Raw genomic sequence first — 18,896 nt, 5'->3', positions numbered from 1 at the left:
GTATGGCTAAGCTAACTTCGGCTGAAGTTAGCATTGCATGACCTAAGTGTCGAGACGCACCGGGTCGGGCGCGGCCGTGAACCGGCTCACGACCAGGATCAGACCAGCGGACGCCCCGTGCGGATTCGCCAGTCGAGGTCCTTGAGCAGCACGTTGAACGGAAACTCCCGGACGATTCTGGGCGACACCCGGTTGACGGTCCCCAACGCGGTCATCAACCGGTCGAACCGGCGTTGCCGCTGGGCGTCCCACGGCAGCCGCATCTCGTCACGGAAACGCTGCGGCAGGAAACCGGTGGTGATCAGCAGCGCCACCTTCTCCGCCTGCCGCTGCAGCGGACCCGGCAGGGCCAGACCGCGCAGCCGGGACGCCGCGATCGGCAGCAGGAACTCCCGCACGGCGTCGTCGATGTGCACCTCGTCGAGGGACTTCTGCCAGTAGCGGTCGAACGCGGCCCGGTCTGCGGGCCACATGTCCTCGGGCACCTGCAGCATCGTCGCCAGCGCCCGGCCCTTGAGGTACAGGCGGTCGGCGGCCGCGTCGTCGAGTTCGCCGTCGAACAACCGGTGTACGTCGAGCACGCCCTTGTAGAGGCACGCGCCGACCCACAGCTGCAGTTCCTTGTCGAAGGCGTGGTACTTCACCGGGCTCTCGTCGGTGGAGAACACCTGCGCGTGGGCCCGGTTGACCGCGCGCCGGAATGCGGCCTGCTGCTCGGCGGTGCCGCTGGTGGACACCGCGAGGTAAGTGAAGGTGGTGCGGGCCCGCTTGACCGGGTGACGGTCGATCCGGCCGCTCTCCACCCGACTCTCGACGACGCCGTAGCCGACCCCCGGTCGGGCGAGCTGCATGATCACGTTCGCCGGCCCGGCCAACAGGCCGAGGCCGAGCACGCCGTCGACCCGGGACGCGCGCCCACCCTGGCCCACCGGGCCCGTCGAGGTGTTCACCGGCCGTTCGACGACCGGCACCTGCGCGCCGACCGATTCGTCCAGGGTCACAGGAGCACTCCTCTCGAAGGCGGCAGACGCAAATGTGCGAACACCGGTTTCCAGATATTGCCGCCCGGCCTCGGCGAGTGTCAAGATGGTTGCCATGGCCCAGGTTCGCCCGTACCGCGGCGTGCAGGCTCCGCAGCGTGTCGCCGAGCGCAGGCGCCGGTTCCTGGAGGCCGGACTGGACCTGCTGGGCGGCCGGTCGGCGCCGCCCGATCTGACCGTCCGCGCGATCTGCGCGCAGGCCGGTCTGGCGGCGCGCTACTTCTACGAGAGCTTCACCGACAAGGACGCGTTCGTCGGCGCCGTGTTCGACTGGGTGGTCGCCGACATCGCCGCCACCACGCAGGCCGCCGTCGCGGCCGCACCGTTACGCGAACAGAGCCGGGAGGGCATGGCCAACATCGTGCGCACCATCTCCGATGACGTGCGCGTGGGCCGGCTGCTGTTCAGCGCGCGGCTGGACAACCCGGTGGTGGTGCGCAAGCGCGCGGAGTCCGGCGCGTTGTTCGCGCTGCTGTCCGGCCAGCACGCGGGGACCACGCTGCAACTGGAGCAGAACGAACGGATCAGGGCCGCGGCCCATTTCGCCGTCGGTGGGGTCGCCCAGACATTGAGCGCCTGGTTGGCCGGCGACCTCGACTTCACCCCGGCCGAACTGGCCCGCCGACTCGGCGCGCTACTCGACCGGCTCGCCGATCCCGCGCTGTACCGCGACTAACCCGAGACCGGTACCCGCCGGTCGGCGGCGGTCTTGGGCACCGTGGTGGTGTCGGACTCGCCGAACTCCTTGGTCCAGCAGGCGAACTCGAGGGTGATCCCGTCGGGGTCGAGGAAGTAGAAGGACCGCACGTACACCCCGGGATGCAGCGTCGCGGAGACCTGCATGTCGCTCTCGTCGTGGTTGAGGACCGGGCCCACGCGCACCCCTTTGTCCTTGAGCCGGCGGCGGTAATCGTCGAACTTCTCGGCGGGCACGTGGAACGCCAGGTGGTTCATCGTGCTCACGGCGCTGACGATGTCGCCGATACCCGGGATGGCCTCGGGTGAGGAGATGCCCGGCACCCGGTCCGGGGCGTCGGCGAACCAGAAGAACGCGACGCAGTCGCCGTTGCCCGCGTCGAAGAAGAAGTGCTGACCCATGCCGCCGGGCAGATCCAGCGACTTGACCAACGGCATTCCGAGCACACCGCTGTAGAAGTCGACGGTCTTCTGCATGTCCGAGCACACCAGGGCCACATGGTTGATGCCGCCGAGTTCGAACTCGGTGTTCGTGTTGTCCGGCTTGATCACGGTCGCGCCTTCCGTTGTCCGCTCTCCGCCGAACGTGCATTCCGGTCGGGAAAGTTCGGGTGATGACCGACTGGAATGCAATTTCGGCGCGCGGGGTGCAAAACTGAATCTAACATCAGATTCAGTTTCAGATCAACGGTGAACAGGAGCGCAGCGCGGGTGGGTGTCAGGTGAGCGTCAGTCCCCGGGAAGAACTCCCGACGGTGCGCGGGCGCCAGACCCGGGCCGCGATCGACGCGGCGGCGCGCACGGTGGTGGCGCGCAAGGGCATCCTGGCCACCACGATCGCCGACATCGCGGGCGAGGCCGGTCGATCCACCGCATCGTTCTACAACTATTACGACTCCAAGGAGGCGATGGTCCGCGAGTGGGCGGTGCGCTTCCGCGACGAAGCCCGCACCCGGGCGCTGGCCGCCGCACGACCGGACGTGACCAACCGCGAGCGCTCACACCAAGCGGCGGCCGCGCACTGGGACACCTATCGCAATCGACTGGCCGAGATCATCGCGGTCAGCCAGTTGGCCACGGTCAGCGACGACTTCGCCCAGTACTGGAACGAGATCTGCTCGCTACCGATCGCGTTGGTCACCTCGATGGTGAAAGACGCCCAGCGCCAGGGCTTCTGCCAGGGCGACGATCCCCAGCTGGTCGCGGTGGCGCTGGTCTCGATGCTCAACCAGTTCTGCTACCAACAGCTCTCGGGCGTCAACGGCGGCACCGAGGCCGACGACGCGGCCTGCGTGAAGACGCTGGCAGACATCTTCTACCGCACCATCTACCACCCGGAGACGCGCACGCCATGAGCCAGCCAGCCGACACCCAGACACCCGGCGTCACCCGGGAATTCATCGGCCTCGACTCGCCGACCGCACGGCGGGCCGGCTCGGGCGGGCACCCGTGTCAGGGGCTCTACCACCGCGCCGCCGGCCACACCCCGAAAGTGGCGATGATCGCCACGCACTACCAGATCGACTTCTCCGAGCACTATCTCGCCGACTACATGGCCGCCCGGGGAGTCGGCTTCCTGGGCTGGAACACCCGGTTCCGGGGATTCGAGAGCAGCTTCCTGCTCGACCACGCACTCGTCGGCATCGGTGTCGGCGTGCGCTGGCTGCGCGAGGTCCAGGGCGTCGAAACCGTGATCCTCCTCGGCAATTCCGGTGGCGGGTCGTTGATGGCGGCCTACCAGGCCAACGCCGTCGGCAAGCACGTCACCCCGCTGCCCGGGATGCGGCCCGCCGCAGGACTCGATGACCTGCCGCCGGCCGACGGCTACATCGCCAGCGCCGCCCACCCCGGCCGGCCGGATGTGCTGACCGCGTGGATGGACGCCTCCGTCGTCGACGAGAACGACGCGGTGGCAACCGATTCCGACCTCGACCTGTTCAACGACCGGAACGGTCCGCCCTACAGCCCGGACTTCGTCGCGCGGTACCGGGCCGCCCAGATCGCCCGCAACGACGCCATCACCGACTGGGCCGAGGCCGAACTGGTCCGGGTCCGCGCGGCCGGATTCTCCGACCGGCCCTTCACGGTGATGCGCACCTGGGCCGACCCACGCATGGTCGACCCCGGCCTGGAACCGACGAAACGGCCTGCCAACTCGTGCTACGCGGGCGTGCCCGCCAAGGCGAACCGGTCCACGCACGGGATCGCGGCGGCCTGCACGCTGCGCAACTGGCTGGGCATGTGGAGCCTGCGCCACGCGCAGACCCGCGCCGAACCGCACCTGGCGCGGATCACCTGCCCCGCGTTGGTGATCAACGCCGAACAGGACACCGGCGTCTACCCCTCCGACGCCCAGCGGATCCACGACGCGCTCGGCAGCACCGACAAGGAGACTCGCTCGGTCGATACCGACCATTACTTCACCACGCCGGGGGCGCGCGCCGAGAAGGCCGATATCATCGCCGGGTGGATCGCACATCGATGGTGAGGGTGCTGGCGCATTTCGTGCCGGGCGTCAGGGTCACCGAATTCCTTGCCCCGCACCGTGATTGGCTGGACATCCGGTTCTGCGCCGAGGACGACGACGACACCTTCTACGCCGAATTGCCCGAAGCCGAGGTGCTCTGGCACGTGTTGCGGCCGCTGTCGGGCGAGGACCTGGCCAAGGCGTCCCGGCTGCGCCTGGTCCACAAGCTGGGCGCGGGCGTCAACACCATCGACGTCGACGCCGCGACGGCCCGCGGGGTGGCGGTGGCCAACATGCCGGGAGCCAACGCGCCGTCGGTCGCCGAGGGCACGCTGCTGCTGATGCTGGCCGCGCTGCGCAGGCTTCCCGAACTCGACCGGGCCACCCGCGCAGGCCGGGGCTGGCCGTCGGACCCGTCGCTGGGTGAGACGGTCCGCGACATCGCGAGCTGCACCGTCGGGTTGGTCGGTTACGGCAACATCGCCAAACAGGTCGAGCGCATCCTGGTCGCGATGGGCGCCGAGGTGCTCCACACCAGCACCCGCGACGACGGCAGCCCCGGTTGGCGCACCCTGCCGGAGCTGTTGGCCCACAGCGACATCGTCTCGCTGCACCTGCCGCTCACCGACGCCACCGCCGGCCTGCTGGGCCGGGACGCGCTGGAACAGATGAAGGACGACGCGGTGCTGATCAACACCTCGCGCGGCCCGGTCGTCGACGAGGCGGCGCTGGTCGACGCGCTGCGCGGCGGCACGCTGGCCGCGGCCGGCCTCGACGTGTTCGCCGTCGAGCCGGTGCCGGCGGACAATCCGCTGCTGGCCCTGCCCAACGTGGTGCTGACTCCGCACGTGACCTGGTACACCGCCGACACCATGCGCCGCTATCTGGAGTTCGCGGTGGACAACTGCGAACGACTACGTGACGGACGCCACCTCGCCAACGTGGTGAACCAGGTGGACGGGTAGCCTCGAGCCAACCAACCGGTTGGGACCAGTCACGACGACGTGAAGAGGTGCAGCTATGCCCATCGCGATCCTGGAAGAGCACAACGACCTGGCCGATTCGGTGCGGTCCTTCGTCGAACGGGTCGCCCCGTCCGAGGTGCTGCACGAGGCCCTGGAGAACCCGGTCCCCAACCCGCCGCCGTACTGGAAGTCCGCGGCCGAGCAGGGCCTGCAGGGCGTGCACCTGGCCGAGTCGGTCGGCGGACAGGGCTTCGGCATCCTCGAACTGGCCGTCGTCATCGCCGAATTCGGCTACGGCGCGGTGCCGGGGCCGTTCGTCCCGTCCGCCATCGCCAGCGCGCTGATCGCCGCCGACAACCCCGACGCCGCGGTGCTCGGCGACCTCGCGTCCGGTGAGGTCATCGCCGCGTACGCACTCGACTCCGGCCTGACGGCGACGCGGCAGGGCGACCGCCTGGTGATCCGCGGCGAGGCCCGCGCGGTGCCCGCCGCCGCCCAGGCGTCGCTGCTGGTCCTGCCGGTCGCGATCGAGTCCGGCGAGGAATGGGTGGTGCTCGACGCCGCCGGACTGGAGATCGAGCCGGTGCCCAGCGTCGACCCGCTGCGCCCGGTCGCCCACGTGCGGGCCAACGCCGTCGAGGTCGGCGACGACCGCGTGCTGGCCAATCTGAGCCGGGGCCACGCCCGTGCGCTGATGTCGACCCTGCTGTCCGCGGAGGCGATCGGCGTCGCGCGATGGGCCACCGACACCGCGTCGGAGTACGCGAAGATCCGCGAGCAGTTCGGCCGCCCGATCGGCCAGTTCCAGGCCATCAAGCACAAGTGCGCGGGCATGATCGCCGAGACCGAGCGGGCCACCGCCACGGTCTGGGACGCCGCCCGGGCCATCGATGAGGGGCGTGAAAACCCGTACACCGCATACGAATTCGCGGCCGCGGTGGCCGCGACGCTGGCCCCGGTGGCGGCGCAGCACTGCACGCAGGACTGCATCCAGGTGCACGGCGGCATCGGCTTCACCTGGGAGCACGACACCAACGTCTATTACCGCCGCGCCCTGGTGCTGGCGGCCTCGTTCGGTCGCGCCTCGGACTACCCGCAGCGGGTGGTCGACCTGGCGACCAGCACCGGCATGCGGGCGCTGAACATCGACCTCGATCCCGACACCGAGAAGCTGCGCGACGAGATCCGCACGGAAGTGGCTGCGCTGAAGGAGATTCCGCGCGAGCAGCGCAACACCGCGATCGCCGAGGGCGGTTGGGTACAGCCCCACCTGCCGGTGCCGTGGGGCCGCGCGGCGAGCCCGATCGAGCAGATCATCATCGCCCAGGAGTTCGCGGCGGGCCGCGTCAAGCGTCCGCAGATGGGCATCGCCGCCTGGATCATCCCGTCGATCGTCGCGTTCGGCACCGACGCGCAGCAGCAGCGCTTCCTGCCGCCGACCTTCCGCGGCGAGATGATCTGGTGCCAGTTGTTCTCCGAGCCGGGCGCCGGTTCCGACCTGGCCAGCCTGACCACCAAGGCCACCAAGGTCGACGGCGGCTGGCGCATCACCGGCCAGAAGATCTGGACCACCGGCGCGCAGTTCTCCGAATGGGGCGCGCTGCTGGCCCGCACCGACCCGAGCGCGCCGAAACACGCGGGGATCACCTACTTCCTGCTCGACATGAAGAGCGAGGGGGTGGAGGTCAAACCGCTGCGCGAGCTGACGGGCAACGCGATGTTCAACACGGTGTTCATCGACGACGTCTTCGTCCCCGACGACATGGTGCTGGGCGAGGTCAACCGCGGCTGGGAGGTCAGCCGCAACACGCTGACCAATGAGCGGGTGTCCATCGGCAGCAGCGAGCCGCCGTTCCTGCCGAGCCTGGACAAGTTCGTCGAGTTCGTCGCCGAGGGCCAGTTCGACCAGATCGCGCAGAACCACGCGGGGATCCTGATCGCCGAGGGCCATGCCGCCAAGATCCTGAACATGCGCTCGACGCTGCTGACGCTGGCCGGCGGCGATCCGATGCCCGCCGCGGCGATCTCCAAGCTGCTGTCGATGAAGACCGGGCAGGGCTACGCCGAGTTCGCGGTGTCCTCGTTCGGCACGGACGCCGTCGTCGGCGATCCCGGCCAGATCACCGGGCGGTGGGCGGAGTACCTGCTGGCCAGCCGCGCGACCACGATCTACGGCGGCACCTCGGAGGTGCAGCTGAACATCATCGCCGAACGGCTGTTGGGCCTGCCGCGCGATCCGTAGCGGGCCCGGTGTTTCGAGTGAACTTGGGCAGGGCAATCCCATCGCGCGCAGCCCGCGCAGCGGAGATCCCGCACGGGATCACAGCGGAAAGAGACTCCCATGGCACTCGACGACGATGACATGACCACCACGCCCGGCGGCGGCGGCGAAGGCACGGCCGACGGCGGCAGCAATCCCGAGGGACACGACGGCGGCGCCGACGGCACCGCCGACGGTGAGGGCACCGCCGACGGCGGCAGCAACCCCGAAGGACACGACGGCGGCGCCGACGGCACCGCCTGAGCCGCTGCTGTGCTCAGCCGTTGCATCGGCATCGCCCCCGATGCCTTCGCCGCCGAATACTGGGGGCGCAAGCCGCTGCTGAGCCCGGCGAAGACGCTGCCCCGCGACTTCGTCGACCTGCTCTCCCCGGAGACGGTGGACGAGCTGATCGCGGAGCGCGGGGTGCGCGCGCCGTTCATCCGGCTCGCCAAGGAGGGGCAGGTCCTGGCCAAGGACTCCTACCTCGGCCCGGCCGGATTCGGCGCGGAGATCACCGACCAGGTGGACCCGGCCAAGGTGCTGACCGAACTCGGCTCCGGCGCGACGGTCGTGCTGCAGGGCCTGCACCGGCTGTGGCCGCCGTTGATCGAGTTCGTCGGGCAGGCCGTGGCCGACATCGGGCATCCGGTGCAGGCCAACGCCTACATCACCCCGCCGGGCAATCGCGGCTTCGACTTCCACTACGACGTCCACGACGTGTTCGTCCTGCAGGTGTCGGGCCGCAAGCGCTGGATCGTGCACGAACCGGTTCACCTGCACCCGCTGCCGAACCAGCCGTGGACCGACCATCGCGCGCGCATCGAGGAGCGGGTCACCGCCGATCCGGTGATCGACGCCGAGCTGGCCGCCGGCGACGCGCTCTATCTGCCGCGTGGGTGGGTGCATGCGGCGCAGGCACTCGACACGACCTCGATCCACCTGACGATCGGCGTGTCCGCGACGACAGGGGTGGACGTCGCGCGGGCGGTCCTCGACGAACTGAGCCGCTCCGACGAGTTCCGCGCCCCGCTGCCGCTGGGCATCGACCCGGTCGACGGCAACGCGATGGCCGCGACCGCGGCCAAGGTGATCGCGGAGATCGTCACGCACCTGCGCGACGACGCCGCGACGCTCAGCGCCGCCGCGGCCGATCGGCTGATCGACCGGCACGGGTCGAGGACCCGGCCCGAGTCCGTCCGGCCGCTCCAGACGCTTAGGGCGGCCGACCGCGCCGACACGGTGCGGGTGCGGTGCCGCCGCGGTCTGTGCGCGACCGTGCAGCACGGCGCCGACGGGCGGGTGTCGATCCGGTTGGCGGACAAGACGATCACCTTCCCCGCCCTGTGTGCGCCTGCGCTCGGCGAGATCCTCGGCGGCGGGGTCACCGACGCGGGTTCACTGCCGGGTGTGGACCACGCCGACGGCACCGTGCTGGTGCGCCGACTCCTGCGCGAAGGCGTGGTGGTGCCGGCGTGACGTCCGGGACACGCCCGCCGTGCAGCGACCAGTCGCTGACCCGTGGCGAACCGATGTACGGCACTGCGTCGGCGGGTTCGAGGTGGCTGCTGCTGGAACTGGAGGGAGGCTGGGGCCCGTCGGCCTTCCTCGAGTCGCCGACGTGCATCGACGCCGGCCTCGGCCGCGCGATCGTGCGTCGCGCCGAGTCCGCCGGGATGCGGATCGCGGCGATCCGACGGCCCGGCCGTCGCCAGGAGACGCCGCGCTGGCGATGGTTCGTGGCCAGGGCGGAGGTGGGCGGGCACGCGCTGCGCCACGGCGAGGTCGACAGTGCACGCGACTACCTCGACATCGACCTCGACGGCGCCGACGGCGCCGAGACCGAAGGCCCACTGGTGGCCGTCTGCGCCCACGGCAGGCACGACCAGTGCTGCGCGGTGCGTGGGCGCGCCGCGGCGGCCGCCATCGCCACGGAGTTTCCCGAAAGCACTTGGGAGTGTTCGCATCTGGGCGGTGACCGGTTCGCCGCGACGATGCTGATCCTGCCCGAGGGTCTCTGCTACGGACGCGTCGACCACACCGACGCCGCCGGGCTGGTCCGGCTCTATCTGGACGGAAGACTCGACGACCGCTTTCTGCGCGGCCGGACCTCACTCCCGCACGCCGTCCAGGCCGCACAGCATTTCGCGCGCGAGGCCCTCGGCGAGGACCGCATCGACGCGCTGCCCCCGGTCGCCGTCGAACCCGTCGACGACGCGATCGAGGTGGTGTTGGCCGCCGAGACCGGCACTATCACCGTGCTTCTGGACCAGGCGATGTCCGCACCACTGTTCTCGCAGTGCCGCGCGGCGACCGCGGGCCCGGTCCGCACCTTCGGGCTGCGGTCGATCAGCAGCTGACCGGTTTGCCCGGCGCGCGCACGGGAACCCCACCCGCGATGTCGAATGATCGTGATTTCGTCGAGAAGCGGTTCAACCAGCCCGGGGAGTACCGGGCCGCGGTGACCTACGCCCTCGTGGTCGTCGTACTGGCGGCGATCGCGTTCGCCGTCTACGCGTTCGGTGACCGCAGCTCGGTGTTCAGCGCGTCGCTGGTGCCGGTGTTCCTGTTCGCCGGCGGTGTCGGCGCACTGCTGCGCACCTACCGCCAGTGGAAAGCGGGCAACGGCTGGACCGCGTGGCAGGGCGCAGCCTGGTTCCTGCTGCTGCTGATGCTGCTCACCCTGGCCGTGCCGGCCGCGGCGGCGTTCTCCTCGTGAGGCGTCAGGGCAGGATCGCGTCGACGTAGCCGCCGTCCACCCGCAGTGCACCGCCGGTCGTCGCCGACGCCAGCGGCGAGGCGAGATAGGTGACCATGTTCGCGATCTCCTGCGGCTCGATCAGCCGGCCGATCAGCGACTGCGGCCGGTGCAGCCGGATGAACTCGCGCTGGGCCTGCTCCCACGGCACCGAGCGGTCCACCAGCTGATAGACGAAGTCCTCGACCCCGGCGGTGTGTGTGGGCCCGGCGATCACCGAGTTCACCGTGACCCCGGTGCCGGACGCCTCCTTGGCGTACCCGCGCGACAACGCCAGCAGCGCGGTCTTGGACACCCCGTAGTGGATCATCTCGTGGGGCGTGACGATCGCCGAGTCGCTGGCGATCTGCAGCACCCGGCCCCAGCCGCGGCTCACCATCCCCGGCAGATAGTGCCGGATCAGCCGGGCCGCGGCCAGGACGTTGACCTCGAAGAAGGTGCGCCACAGCTCGTCGGTGATCTCACCGGCCGGTACCGCGCCGAAGATTCCGAGGTTGTTCACCAGGATGTCGACCTGCGGCAGCGCGTCCACCAGTGTCTGCGCGCCGTCGGCGTCGGCCACATCGGCCGCGACGCCGAAGACGTCGCCCTCGAGCGTCGCGACGGCCTCGTCGACCCGGTCGCGGCTGCGCCCGTTCACCGCGACGCGGGCCCCGGCGGCGGCCAGCGACCCGGCGATGGCCAGACCGATGCCCTGGGTCGAGCCGGTGACGAGTGCGGTCTTACCGGTCAGATCGATGTTCATCCACGGGTAGACGGCTGCGGTCGAAGGACTATTCCCTCGCCCGCCCCGCGAATCTGAGGTTGTTGTCGAGAAGCCGGCCGATCGTCGGCATCTTCTTCAGACTCGCGATGCGAACAGTTCACGAGCCGGGCTAGTCGATAGCGAGCTCGCGCAGCGCGCGCTTGAGGATCTTGCCCGTGGGGTTGCGGGGCAGCTCGTCGAGGAAGATCACCTCGCGCGGGACCTTGTAGCGGGCCAGGTTGTCGCGGACGTAGGCCTTGATCGCGTCCTCGTCGACCGTCGCGCCCTCGGCCTTGACCACGAAGCAACGCAGCCGGTGACCCCACTCCTTGTCCTCGACGCCGATCGCGGTCGCCTCCACCACCTCGGGATGGCCGCCGACCAGATCCTCGATCTCGGCGGGGAACACGTTCTCGCCGCCGGAGACGATCATCTCGTCGTCGCGGCCGCTGACGTAGAGCAGGTCGTTGTCGTCGAAATAGCCGACGTCGCCCGAGGACAGCAGCCCGTCGATGATCTGCTTGCCGCCACCGCCGGTGTAACCCTCGAACGGGAAAAAGTTGCCGACGAAGATCCGGCCCACCTCCCCGCGCGGCACGTCGTTGCCGTTGTCGTCGAGGATCCGGACCTTCATCCCCTTGACCACCGGCCCGACCGTCGCCGGGTTGATCGAAAGATGTTGCGGCCCGGCGATCGTCGCGAACGCGACCTCGGTGGAACCGTAGAGGTTGTAGATGACCGGGCCGAGCTCCTTGAGCGCGCGGGTGGCCAGCTCGGCACCCAGCTGAGAACCCGAGACGAACACGATCCGCAGCGACGACAGGTCGGGCTTCGGGGAGGACTTGTCCAACTCGTCGAGCATCCGCGACAGCATCACCGGCACCACGACGATCGCGGTGGCCCTGTGCTTTTCGATGTCGGCGAGCACGGTGGCCGGCTTGAACCGGCGGCGCAGCACCAGCGTCGAGCCGAGCATCATCGCGATCGTCGAGTGCAGGAATCCGAGCGCGTGGAACATCGGCGCCGGCAGCGAGGTGATCTCCTGGGACTTGAACGGCACCGCCGACAGCACGCCGCCGATCGGGGCCAGCGACGGCGGGGCGCTGCGGTTGGCGCCCTTCGGCGTCCCGGTGGTGCCGCTGGTCAGGATGATGATCGACGAATGCTTGGTGACCTTCGGCGGCGGGTTCGAGCTGGTGCGCGCGATCAGCTCCTCGAGCGTCTCGTCGGTGCTGCCCGAGGGCTCCTGTTTGTCGGGATTCACCCCGAGCGAGCGCAGCTTGCCGAGTTCGGGTTCCGCCGCGGCGACGGCGGCGGTGTACTCGTCGTCGAAAATGATCAGCTTGGCGCCCTCGCGTTCGGACACCTCCTTGATCTGCGGCCCGGAGAACTCACTGTTGAGCAGGATGATGCGGCCGCCCGTCTTCGCTGTGGCATACACCGAGACGAGAAACCAGCGGTGGTTGCGGGCCAGGATCGCCACGCCGTCGCCGCCCTTGACGCCCTTGGCCAACAGCCCGTTGGCCACCGCGTTGGCCGCGTCGTCGAGTTCCTTGAACGTCATCTCGCCGAAGTCGTCGATGATCGCGGTGCGGTTCGGGTAACGACGTGCGTTGAGCGCAGGGATCATTCCGAACTCACCCCAGCGCCTCATGTCGGCCACGAACGCGGCGACGTCCTGCGGCGGCTCCAGCTTCAGCGCACCTGCCTCGAACATCTTGCGCGCATAGTGCAGCTCGGCCGATCCGCGGTCGAGATACTTGCCGACGGTCTGTTGGGCCTTGGCGGCGACCTGCAACGGAAGTTCGCTGAATCTGGACATGCGTCAACCATATGTGACGGGCGTCGCATCGCGGTTTGGAACCTTACGATGGAGAAATGGCCGCCCGCGAGTCGTTCGAGATCGCGGGCGAGCAGGTGCCGATCACCCATCCCGACAAAGTGGTGTACGCCGACCTCGGGCTGACCAAGCTCGACCTGATGCACTACTACGCCGCGGTGGCCGACGGTGCGCTGCGCGGCGTGCGGGACCGGCCGATGATCCTGAAGCGGTTCGTCAAGGGCATCGAGCAGGAGGCCGTCTTCCAGAAGCGCGCCCCCGAGAAACGGCCGGCCTTCGTCGACGTCGCCGAGCTGAAGTACGCCTCGGGCACCTCGGCCAAGGAGGCGGTGCTGCGCGATCCGGCCGGCCTGATCTGGGCGGTCAACCTCGGCTGTGTCGATCTGAACCCGCACCCGGTGCGTGCGGACGACCTCGAACATCCCGACGAGTTGCGCGTCGACCTCGACCCGATGCCCGGGGTCGGGTGGCGCCAGATCCTCGACGTCGCGTTCGTCGCCCGCGAGGTGCTGGAGGACCACGGGCTGGCGGCGTGGCCCAAGACCTCGGGTTCGCGCGGCTTCCACATCTACGCGCGCATCCACCGCGACTGGCCGTTCAAGCTGGTCCGGCTCGCCGCCGAGGCGGTGGCCCGCGAGGTGGAGCGGCGGGCACCGGAATCGGCGACCGCCCGGTGGTGGAAGGAGGAACGCCACGGCGTGTTCGTCGACTTCAACCAGAACGCCAAGGACCGCACCGTCGCGTCGGCGTACTCGGTGCGCGCCACCCCGGACGCGCGGGTGTCCACGCCGTTGTCCTGGGACGAGGTCGGCGGCTGCCGGCCCGAGGAGTTCACCGTGCGCACGGTGCCGCGGCGGTTCGCCGAACGCGGGGACCCGTGGGAGGGCATGGACGACGCCGCAGGCAGCCTGCAGGCGCTGCTCGACCTCGCCGACCGGCTGGGACCTGCCGAGAAGGCACCCAAAGGTGCCCGCAAATCCGCCGACGGCCGTCGGGTCTCGGCGATGCCGCTCATCGAGATCGCCCGGACCAAGACCCGGGACGAGGCGATGGCCGCCCTGCAGCAGTGGCGGGAGAAGTATCCCGCCGCGGCCGAAAAGCTGGAGCCCACAGATGTTCTCGTCGACGGCATGCGCGGGCCGAGCTCGATCTGGTACCGGATCCGGATCAACCTCCAGCATGTCGCCGAGGACGCACGGCCCGCGCAGGAGGGGCTGCTGGCCGACTACGACCCGTGGGTCAACTACACCGGATCCCAGCAGTTGCGGCGGTGAATGTTACCGGCGAGTTTGCTATGAGCGCCGCCCAGAGTTCTTACCGAAGTATTAGTAGATACACCCAGCGGCCTTAGATTGGCTCATTACCTTGATCTACATAGCGCCACAACCGGCGCCTGTGTCACCACTGGATCGAGGGAGGCTGCGATGTACGGCAATCCGACGTTTCACTGCGATGGCGCAGGTATTCGGGCACACTGCCGCCAGTTGGCCACCGTCGTGACGATCTCCGGTCGTCTCGACGAGGGCAACGTGGGGCCCGCCAGCGAGTACACCGACCGTTTCATCCTCGCCGAGAAGCCTTTCGTGCTCGACCTCGGCGGGGTTGAATCCTTTACCCGCGAAGCGGTTTCGCTGCTGTTTGCGGTCGACGACGTGTGCACGGCCGCCGGCGTGGAATGGTCGATGATCGCCAGCCGCGCGGTCGAGCAGACGCTGCGCGAGGCCGGCATCGACTTCCCGGCGGCGGGCTCGGTCCCCGAGGCGCTCAACGACTTCGCCGACGCTGCGGTCGCGCGCCGTCAACTCCTCCCCCTGCTCACCAAGACTGCGTAAGGATCACTGTGTTACTTGATGTTCGGTGGCTCCGCTACCTGCTCCAGCGTCGTCACAGGTCGCACTTCGGCCAGCTCGCGCTGCCCCACGCCTGATCTCCCGTAACCCGACCTACGAGTTGGTCGTCTGTGGCTGCACGCCCTGATTTAGTGTGCAGCTATGGGCACTGATGCCGACCGGGTCGCCGAGACCGCCCGCCGGGTGGTCGACGAACACGATCCCAAGACCGTTCCTGTCCAGGAGTTCCTCGGCGCCTGTTTCGACGCCGGGCTGTCCTGGGTGCACTTCCCCGAAGGTTTCGGCGGCCTCGGCCTCTCCCGTGGGCTGCAGGCCGTCGCCGACCGGATCCTGCAAGGCGCCGGCGGTCCGGTGCCGCTGGGCCTGAACCCCATGGGGTACGGGATGGCCGCGCCGACGGTGCGCGAACACGCCCAGACCGACGAGGTCCGCCGCCGGCTGCTGCGCCCGCTGGCCACCACCGAGGAGATCTGGTGCCAGCTGTTCTCCGAGCCCGGTGCGGGTTCGGACCTCGCGGGGCTGGCCACCTCCGCGGTGCTCGACGGCGACACCTGGGTGGTCAACGGTCAGAAGGTGTGGACCAGCCTCGCGCACCGCGCCAGGTGGGGTCTGCTGCTCGCCCGCACCAACCCTGACGTCCCCAAACACAAAGGTCTGACGTATTTCGTCGTCGACATGCACGACGCCGGCGTCCAGACCCGGCCACTGCGCCAGCTCACCGGGCACGCGGAGTTCAACGAGGTCTATCTGACAGACGCCCGCATCCCGGATGCGTACCGCCTCGGCGAGGTCGGCGACGGCTGGCGGGTGGCGATGACCACGCTGATGAACGAGCGCAGCGCGCTGGGCGGCAGCGGTAACCGCCGCGGGGCGGGCACCATCTCCGATGCGGTCGCACTGTGGGCGTCCCGCCCCGACCTGCACACCCCGGTGCTGCGGGACCGGCTCACCAGCCTGTGGCTGCGCTCGGAAGCGCAGCGACTCACCTCCGAGCGCTCGCGCGCGGCGGCGAGCGTCGGGGGCCCCGGCCCGGAGGCCTCCGTCGGCAAACTCGTCGGCGCCGAGCTCAACCAGCACATCTACGAGTTCTGCATGGATCTTCTCGGTGCCGAGGGGATCCTGTACGACGGATACGGGTTGGATGCCGGGGATCCCGACGACTGGCGCGGCCCGATCCAGCAGCGGTTTCTGCGCAGCCGCGCCAACACGATCGAGGGCGGTACCTCCGAGGTGATGCGCAACATCCTGGCCGAGCGGGTGCTGGGCCTGCCGGGGGATCTGCGGGCGGACGCGGGGATGCCGTGGAAGGAGGTGCCGCGTGGCTGAGGAGCTTGCGGATCAGCCCAACAAGACAGTTGAGGAGCTTGCGGATCAGCCCAACAAGACAGCTGAGGAGCTTGCGGATCAGCCCAACGGGGTGGCTGACGCACAAGGGCGCGAGTTCGTGTTCACCGAGGAGCAGGGCCAGTTGCGTGCCGCGGTGCGTAAGTTCTGCGCCGACCACATCGACGAGGACGCGGTGCGCGCCTCGATGGTCGCCGACCCGCCCTACGACGCGAAGATCTGGGCCCGGCTGGGTTCCGAGCTGGGAGTGCTGGGGTTGTCGGTGCCCGAATCGGCCGGCGGCGTCGGCGGCACGCTGATCGATCAGGCGGTCGCGGTCGAGCAGCTCGGCGCCGCGCTGGCGTGCGGTCCGCTCTTCGGCACCGTCTACCTGGCGATCCCTGCGCTCGTGGCGGCGGCCGACCCGACCGGGCTACTGCCCGACCTGGCCGAGGGCACCCGCACCGCGGCGTTCGCCGTCCCCGACGACACCGCCGCGTTCGATCCCGCCGCCGTCACCGTCGACGCGGCCGGCACCGGTGAGGACTGGACCCTGACCGGCACCGTCGAACGGGTGGTCGACGCCGGCGCCGCCGACGTGCTGCTGGTGGCCGCCACCGGCCCCGACGGGCCCGGGCTGTACGCGGTTGAGGCCAACAGCCTTGGTGTACAACGGATTCCACTCAAGACGCTGGACCTGACGCGGCCCCAGGCCACCGTCGGGCTGTTCGGGGCACCGGCCCGGCTGATCGCAGGCCCGGCCGAGGCCGAGCGGGTGATCAACCACGCGTTCACCGTCGGCGCGGCGATGCTGGCCGTCGAGCAGGTGGGCGCCGCGCAGCATCTGCTGGACCTGACCGTCGACTACGCGAAGAACCGCCTGCAGTTCGGCAGGCCGATCGGCTCGTTCCAGGCGGTCAAGCACCGACTGGCCGACGACCTGGTCGCACTCGAGCATGCCCGCTCGACCGCCTACCACGCGGTGTGGGCGCTGGCCCACCTCGCCGACGTTCCCGACGATCCGGCGTTGGCGGCGAGTATCGCGCAGGCAACCTGCTCCGCCGCGCTGGTTCGAGTTGCGACAGATACCATCCAGGTCCACGGTGGTATCGGTTTCACCTGGGAACACCAGGCGCACCTGTACTACAAGCGGGCCTACACCGACGCCGCCCTGCTGGGCAGCGCCGAACAGCACCGTGCCCGGGTGGCCGAACTGGTGCTCGACGTCGCGCCCGAGAAGGACGCCCCACGCGTCGCCACCGGCATGCCGAGTTGAGAGGAAGCGGAGTGACACAACGGATTTCGCGCTACCTGGGCGCCGCGGTGGTGGCCGCCGCCGCGGTGGCGCCACTGGCGGCGTCCGCGCTGAGCGCTCCGGTCACCTCGACGGCGCAGTGCCCGCCCGGCCAGACCGGGGTGATCTACGGGTGCGCACCGTTCTGCGTCGAGGGCAAGTACCTCGACACCCAGACCGGGCTGTGCATGCCGATCGCGCCGCCGCCTCCCTCCCCCACACCGCGGTACTAGGAGCGCGGCGTGAACGCAGTGGACCGATTCTTCGAAATCACGGCCCGCCAGTCGACTGTGGCCACCGAAATTCGCGGTGGCGTCGTCACGTTCATCGCGATGGCCTACATCATCGTGCTGAACCCGATCATCCTGTCGAGCTCGACGGATGTCGACGGCAACCAGCTGGACTTCGCCCAGGTGTCTGCGACGACGTCGCTGGCCGCCGGCGTGATGACGATCCTGTTCGGGCTCATCGCCCGGCTGCCCTTCGCGCTGGCCGCCGGGTTGGGCATCAACTCATTCCTGGCCACCACCGTCGTCGGCGAGGTGACGTGGCCCGAGGCGATGGGCTTGGTGGTCATCAACGGGCTCATCATCGTGCTGTTGGCGGTGACGGGGCTGCGCCGGATGGTGTTCGACGCGGTGCCGATGCAGCTCAAGCTCGCCATCACCGCGGGCATCGGCCTGTTCATCCTGTTCATCGGCGTGGTCGATGCCGGGTTCATCGCGTCGACCGGTGCGCCGTCGCCGCCGGTGGGGCTGGGCAGCGGCGGTCAGGGATCGATCAGCACGATCCCGACGCTGATCTTCGTGTTGACGCTGCTGCTCACCGGTGTGCTGGTGGCCAAGCGGGTGCGCGGGGGCATCCTGATCGGGCTGGTGACCGGCACCGTGGTCGCGGTCGTGGTGGAGGCGATCTGGCATCTCGGATCGGCGGTCGACAATCCCGGTGGTTGGAGCTTGTCGGTGCCCGCGCTGTCCGGTTCGCCGTTCTCCCTTCCGGATCTGTCGCTGGTCGGCGAGTTCAGCATGGACAGCTTCGGCCGCATCGGGATTCTCGCCGCGGTGATGCTCGTGTTCACGCTGGTCTTCGCGAACTTCTTCGACGCCATGGGCACCATGACCGGCCTGTCCCGCGAGGCCGGACTGGCCGACGAGAAGGGGACGTTCCCGCGGTTGCGCGGGGCGCTGGTCGTCGAAGGTGCCGGTGCCGTGGTCGGCGGTGCGACGTCGGCGTCGTCGAACACGGTGTTCATCGAGTCCGGGGCAGGCATCGAGGAGGGTGCGCGCACCGGCCTGGCCAACGTGGTGACCGGCACGCTGTTCCTGGCCGCGATGTTCATCTCGCCGCTCGCGTCGATCGTGCCGACCGAGGTTGCCGCCGCCGCACTGGTGGTGGTCGGCGCGATGATGGTGTCGCATCTGCGCCACATCGATCTGTCGGAGTTCTCGGTGGCGCTTCCGGTGGTGCTGACCGTCGCGGTGATGCCGTTCAGCTACTCGATCGCCAACGGCATCGGCGTCGGCTTCATCAGCTGGGTGGTGATGCGCACCGCCGCGGGCAAGATCCGTGAGGTCAGCCCGCTGCTGTGGGTGGTGGCGGCCGGGTTCGCCGTGTACTTCGCGCGCACGCCGGTGGAGACGCTGATCGACTGACGTCGC

Annotated in this window: 19 protein-coding genes; 15 read left to right on the top strand and 4 right to left on the bottom strand. The window is 69.5% G+C overall.

The genetic code is table 11. From position 1 onward, the window contains the following. Positions 1–98: 98 nt before the first annotated feature. Positions 99–1,001, bottom strand: a complete 903-nt coding sequence (locus MVA01S_RS02085) for an oxygenase MpaB family protein (protein ID WP_003933741.1) — start codon at positions 999–1,001, stop codon at positions 99–101. An 85-nt stretch (positions 1,002–1,086) separates the two neighbouring features. Between MVA01S_RS02085 and MVA01S_RS02080 the strand changes: the two genes are divergently transcribed. Further along, positions 1,087–1,716 (top strand): TetR/AcrR family transcriptional regulator, encoded by a 630-nt coding sequence (locus MVA01S_RS02080; protein ID WP_060941536.1) that lies wholly within the window; start codon positions 1,087–1,089, stop codon positions 1,714–1,716. Here MVA01S_RS02080 and MVA01S_RS02075 read toward each other — a convergent pair. Further along, positions 1,713–2,288, bottom strand: a complete 576-nt coding sequence (locus tag MVA01S_RS02075; RefSeq protein ID WP_003933743.1) for a VOC family protein — start codon at positions 2,286–2,288, stop codon at positions 1,713–1,715. The two genes, MVA01S_RS02080 and MVA01S_RS02075, sit on opposite strands and share 4 nt — an antisense overlap. 170 nt (positions 2,289–2,458) lie before the next feature. On the opposite strand from MVA01S_RS02075, the gene MVA01S_RS02070 reads away from it, so the two are divergent. From MVA01S_RS02070 to MVA01S_RS02035, 8 genes are all read left to right on the top strand, one after another. Next, positions 2,459–3,091, top strand: a complete 633-nt coding sequence (locus tag MVA01S_RS02070) for a TetR/AcrR family transcriptional regulator (RefSeq protein ID WP_040543146.1) — start codon at positions 2,459–2,461, stop codon at positions 3,089–3,091. Beyond that, positions 3,088–4,224, top strand: a complete 1,137-nt coding sequence (locus MVA01S_RS02065; protein WP_060941535.1) for an alpha/beta hydrolase — start codon at positions 3,088–3,090, stop codon at positions 4,222–4,224. Before MVA01S_RS02070 ends, MVA01S_RS02065 begins: the two co-directional genes overlap by 4 nt. Beyond that, the gene (locus MVA01S_RS02060) at positions 4,218–5,168 is read left to right on the top strand and encodes a 2-hydroxyacid dehydrogenase (RefSeq protein WP_003933746.1); all 951 of its coding nucleotides are present in this window, start codon (positions 4,218–4,220) and stop codon (positions 5,166–5,168) included. The genes MVA01S_RS02065 and MVA01S_RS02060 overlap by 7 nt, the downstream gene beginning before the upstream one ends. 55 nt (positions 5,169–5,223) lie before the next feature. Continuing rightward, positions 5,224–7,410 (top strand): acyl-CoA dehydrogenase family protein, encoded by a 2,187-nt coding sequence (locus tag MVA01S_RS02055; protein ID WP_003933747.1) that lies wholly within the window; start codon positions 5,224–5,226, stop codon positions 7,408–7,410. Positions 7,411–7,509: 99 nt separating this feature from the next. Continuing rightward, positions 7,510–7,692: a hypothetical protein gene (locus MVA01S_RS02050; protein ID WP_003933748.1), complete on the top strand. Its 183-nt coding sequence runs from the start codon at positions 7,510–7,512 to the stop codon at positions 7,690–7,692. Between the two features lie 9 nt (positions 7,693–7,701). Further along, the gene (locus MVA01S_RS02045) at positions 7,702–8,907 is read left to right on the top strand and encodes a cupin domain-containing protein (RefSeq protein ID WP_003933749.1); all 1,206 of its coding nucleotides are present in this window, start codon (positions 7,702–7,704) and stop codon (positions 8,905–8,907) included. Further along, a complete protein-coding gene (locus tag MVA01S_RS02040) occupies positions 8,904–9,788 on the top strand; it encodes a ferredoxin family protein (protein WP_003933750.1) in 885 nt (294 codons plus the stop codon). Before MVA01S_RS02045 ends, MVA01S_RS02040 begins: the two co-directional genes overlap by 4 nt. Before the next feature lie 38 nt (positions 9,789–9,826). Then, complete coding sequence (locus MVA01S_RS02035) at positions 9,827–10,147, top strand: hypothetical protein (RefSeq protein WP_040543172.1); 321 nt, start codon at positions 9,827–9,829, stop codon at positions 10,145–10,147. Positions 10,148–10,151: 4 nt separating this feature from the next. Here MVA01S_RS02035 and MVA01S_RS02030 read toward each other — a convergent pair whose 3' ends face one another. Next, entirely contained in the window at positions 10,152–10,931 is a 780-nt protein-coding gene (locus tag MVA01S_RS02030; protein ID WP_003933752.1) for an SDR family NAD(P)-dependent oxidoreductase, read from the bottom strand. 130 nt (positions 10,932–11,061) lie between these two features. Beyond that, positions 11,062–12,753, bottom strand: a complete 1,692-nt coding sequence (gene fadD2, locus MVA01S_RS02025; RefSeq protein ID WP_003933753.1) for a long-chain-fatty-acid--CoA ligase FadD2 — start codon at positions 12,751–12,753, stop codon at positions 11,062–11,064. A 56-nt stretch (positions 12,754–12,809) separates the two neighbouring features. Here fadD2 and MVA01S_RS02020 point away from each other — a divergent pair, with 56 nt between their 5' ends. The 6 genes from MVA01S_RS02020 (at position 12,810) to MVA01S_RS01995 (ending at position 18,890) form a co-directional block, all read left to right on the top strand. Then, on the top strand, positions 12,810–14,045 hold the full coding sequence (locus MVA01S_RS02020; RefSeq protein ID WP_003933754.1) for a DNA polymerase domain-containing protein: 1,236 nt from the start codon (positions 12,810–12,812) through the stop codon (positions 14,043–14,045). Positions 14,046–14,195: 150 nt separating this feature from the next. Beyond that, the gene (locus MVA01S_RS02015; RefSeq protein WP_003933755.1) at positions 14,196–14,603 is read left to right on the top strand and encodes an STAS domain-containing protein; all 408 of its coding nucleotides are present in this window, start codon (positions 14,196–14,198) and stop codon (positions 14,601–14,603) included. A 159-nt stretch (positions 14,604–14,762) separates the two neighbouring features. Continuing rightward, a complete protein-coding gene (locus MVA01S_RS02010) occupies positions 14,763–15,947 on the top strand; it encodes an acyl-CoA dehydrogenase family protein (protein WP_003933756.1) in 1,185 nt (394 codons plus the stop codon). Positions 15,948–16,038: 91 nt separating this feature from the next. After that, a complete protein-coding gene (locus MVA01S_RS02005) occupies positions 16,039–17,220 on the top strand; it encodes an acyl-CoA dehydrogenase family protein (RefSeq protein ID WP_003933757.1) in 1,182 nt (393 codons plus the stop codon). Positions 17,221–17,231: 11 nt separating this feature from the next. Further along, positions 17,232–17,471: a hypothetical protein gene (locus MVA01S_RS02000; protein WP_003933758.1), complete on the top strand. Its 240-nt coding sequence runs from the start codon at positions 17,232–17,234 to the stop codon at positions 17,469–17,471. Positions 17,472–17,480: 9 nt separating this feature from the next. Beyond that, positions 17,481–18,890 carry an NCS2 family permease gene (locus MVA01S_RS01995; RefSeq protein WP_003933759.1) on the top strand — a complete coding sequence of 470 codons (1,410 nt, stop codon included), beginning with the start codon at positions 17,481–17,483 and terminating at the stop codon, positions 18,888–18,890. Positions 18,891–18,896: the final 6 nt, after the last annotated feature.

The organism is Mycolicibacterium vaccae NBRC 14118 = CIP 105934 (assembly GCF_001552715.1).
GTDB lineage: Bacteria > Actinomycetota > Actinomycetes > Mycobacteriales > Mycobacteriaceae > Mycobacterium > Mycobacterium vaccae.
The sequence above is the reverse complement of the archived record's forward strand: the minus strand, read 5'-3'. Positions and strand labels throughout refer to the sequence as shown.

What these genes read in the sequence shown, in the direction of transcription:
- MVA01S_RS02080 (WP_060941536.1), top strand. Translation starts at nt 1,087, where the DNA reads ATGGTTGCCATGGCCCAGGTTCGCCCGTACCGCGGCGTGCAGGCTCCG.
- MVA01S_RS02065 (WP_060941535.1), top strand. Translation starts at nt 3,088, where the DNA reads ATGAGCCAGCCAGCCGACACCCAGACACCCGGCGTCACCCGGGAATTC.
- MVA01S_RS02060 (WP_003933746.1), top strand. Translation starts at nt 4,218, where the DNA reads ATGGTGAGGGTGCTGGCGCATTTCGTGCCGGGCGTCAGGGTCACCGAA.
- MVA01S_RS02055 (WP_003933747.1), top strand. Translation starts at nt 5,224, where the DNA reads ATGCCCATCGCGATCCTGGAAGAGCACAACGACCTGGCCGATTCGGTG.
- MVA01S_RS02050 (WP_003933748.1), top strand. Translation starts at nt 7,510, where the DNA reads ATGGCACTCGACGACGATGACATGACCACCACGCCCGGCGGCGGCGGC.
- MVA01S_RS02035 (WP_040543172.1), top strand. Translation starts at nt 9,827, where the DNA reads ATGTCGAATGATCGTGATTTCGTCGAGAAGCGGTTCAACCAGCCCGGG.
- MVA01S_RS02030 (WP_003933752.1), bottom strand. Translation starts at nt 10,931, where the DNA reads ATGAACATCGATCTGACCGGTAAGACCGCACTCGTCACCGGCTCGACC.
- fadD2 (WP_003933753.1), bottom strand. Translation starts at nt 12,753, where the DNA reads ATGTCCAGATTCAGCGAACTTCCGTTGCAGGTCGCCGCCAAGGCCCAA.
- MVA01S_RS02020 (WP_003933754.1), top strand. Translation starts at nt 12,810, where the DNA reads ATGGCCGCCCGCGAGTCGTTCGAGATCGCGGGCGAGCAGGTGCCGATC.
- MVA01S_RS02015 (WP_003933755.1), top strand. Translation starts at nt 14,196, where the DNA reads ATGTACGGCAATCCGACGTTTCACTGCGATGGCGCAGGTATTCGGGCA.
- MVA01S_RS02010 (WP_003933756.1), top strand. Translation starts at nt 14,763, where the DNA reads ATGGGCACTGATGCCGACCGGGTCGCCGAGACCGCCCGCCGGGTGGTC.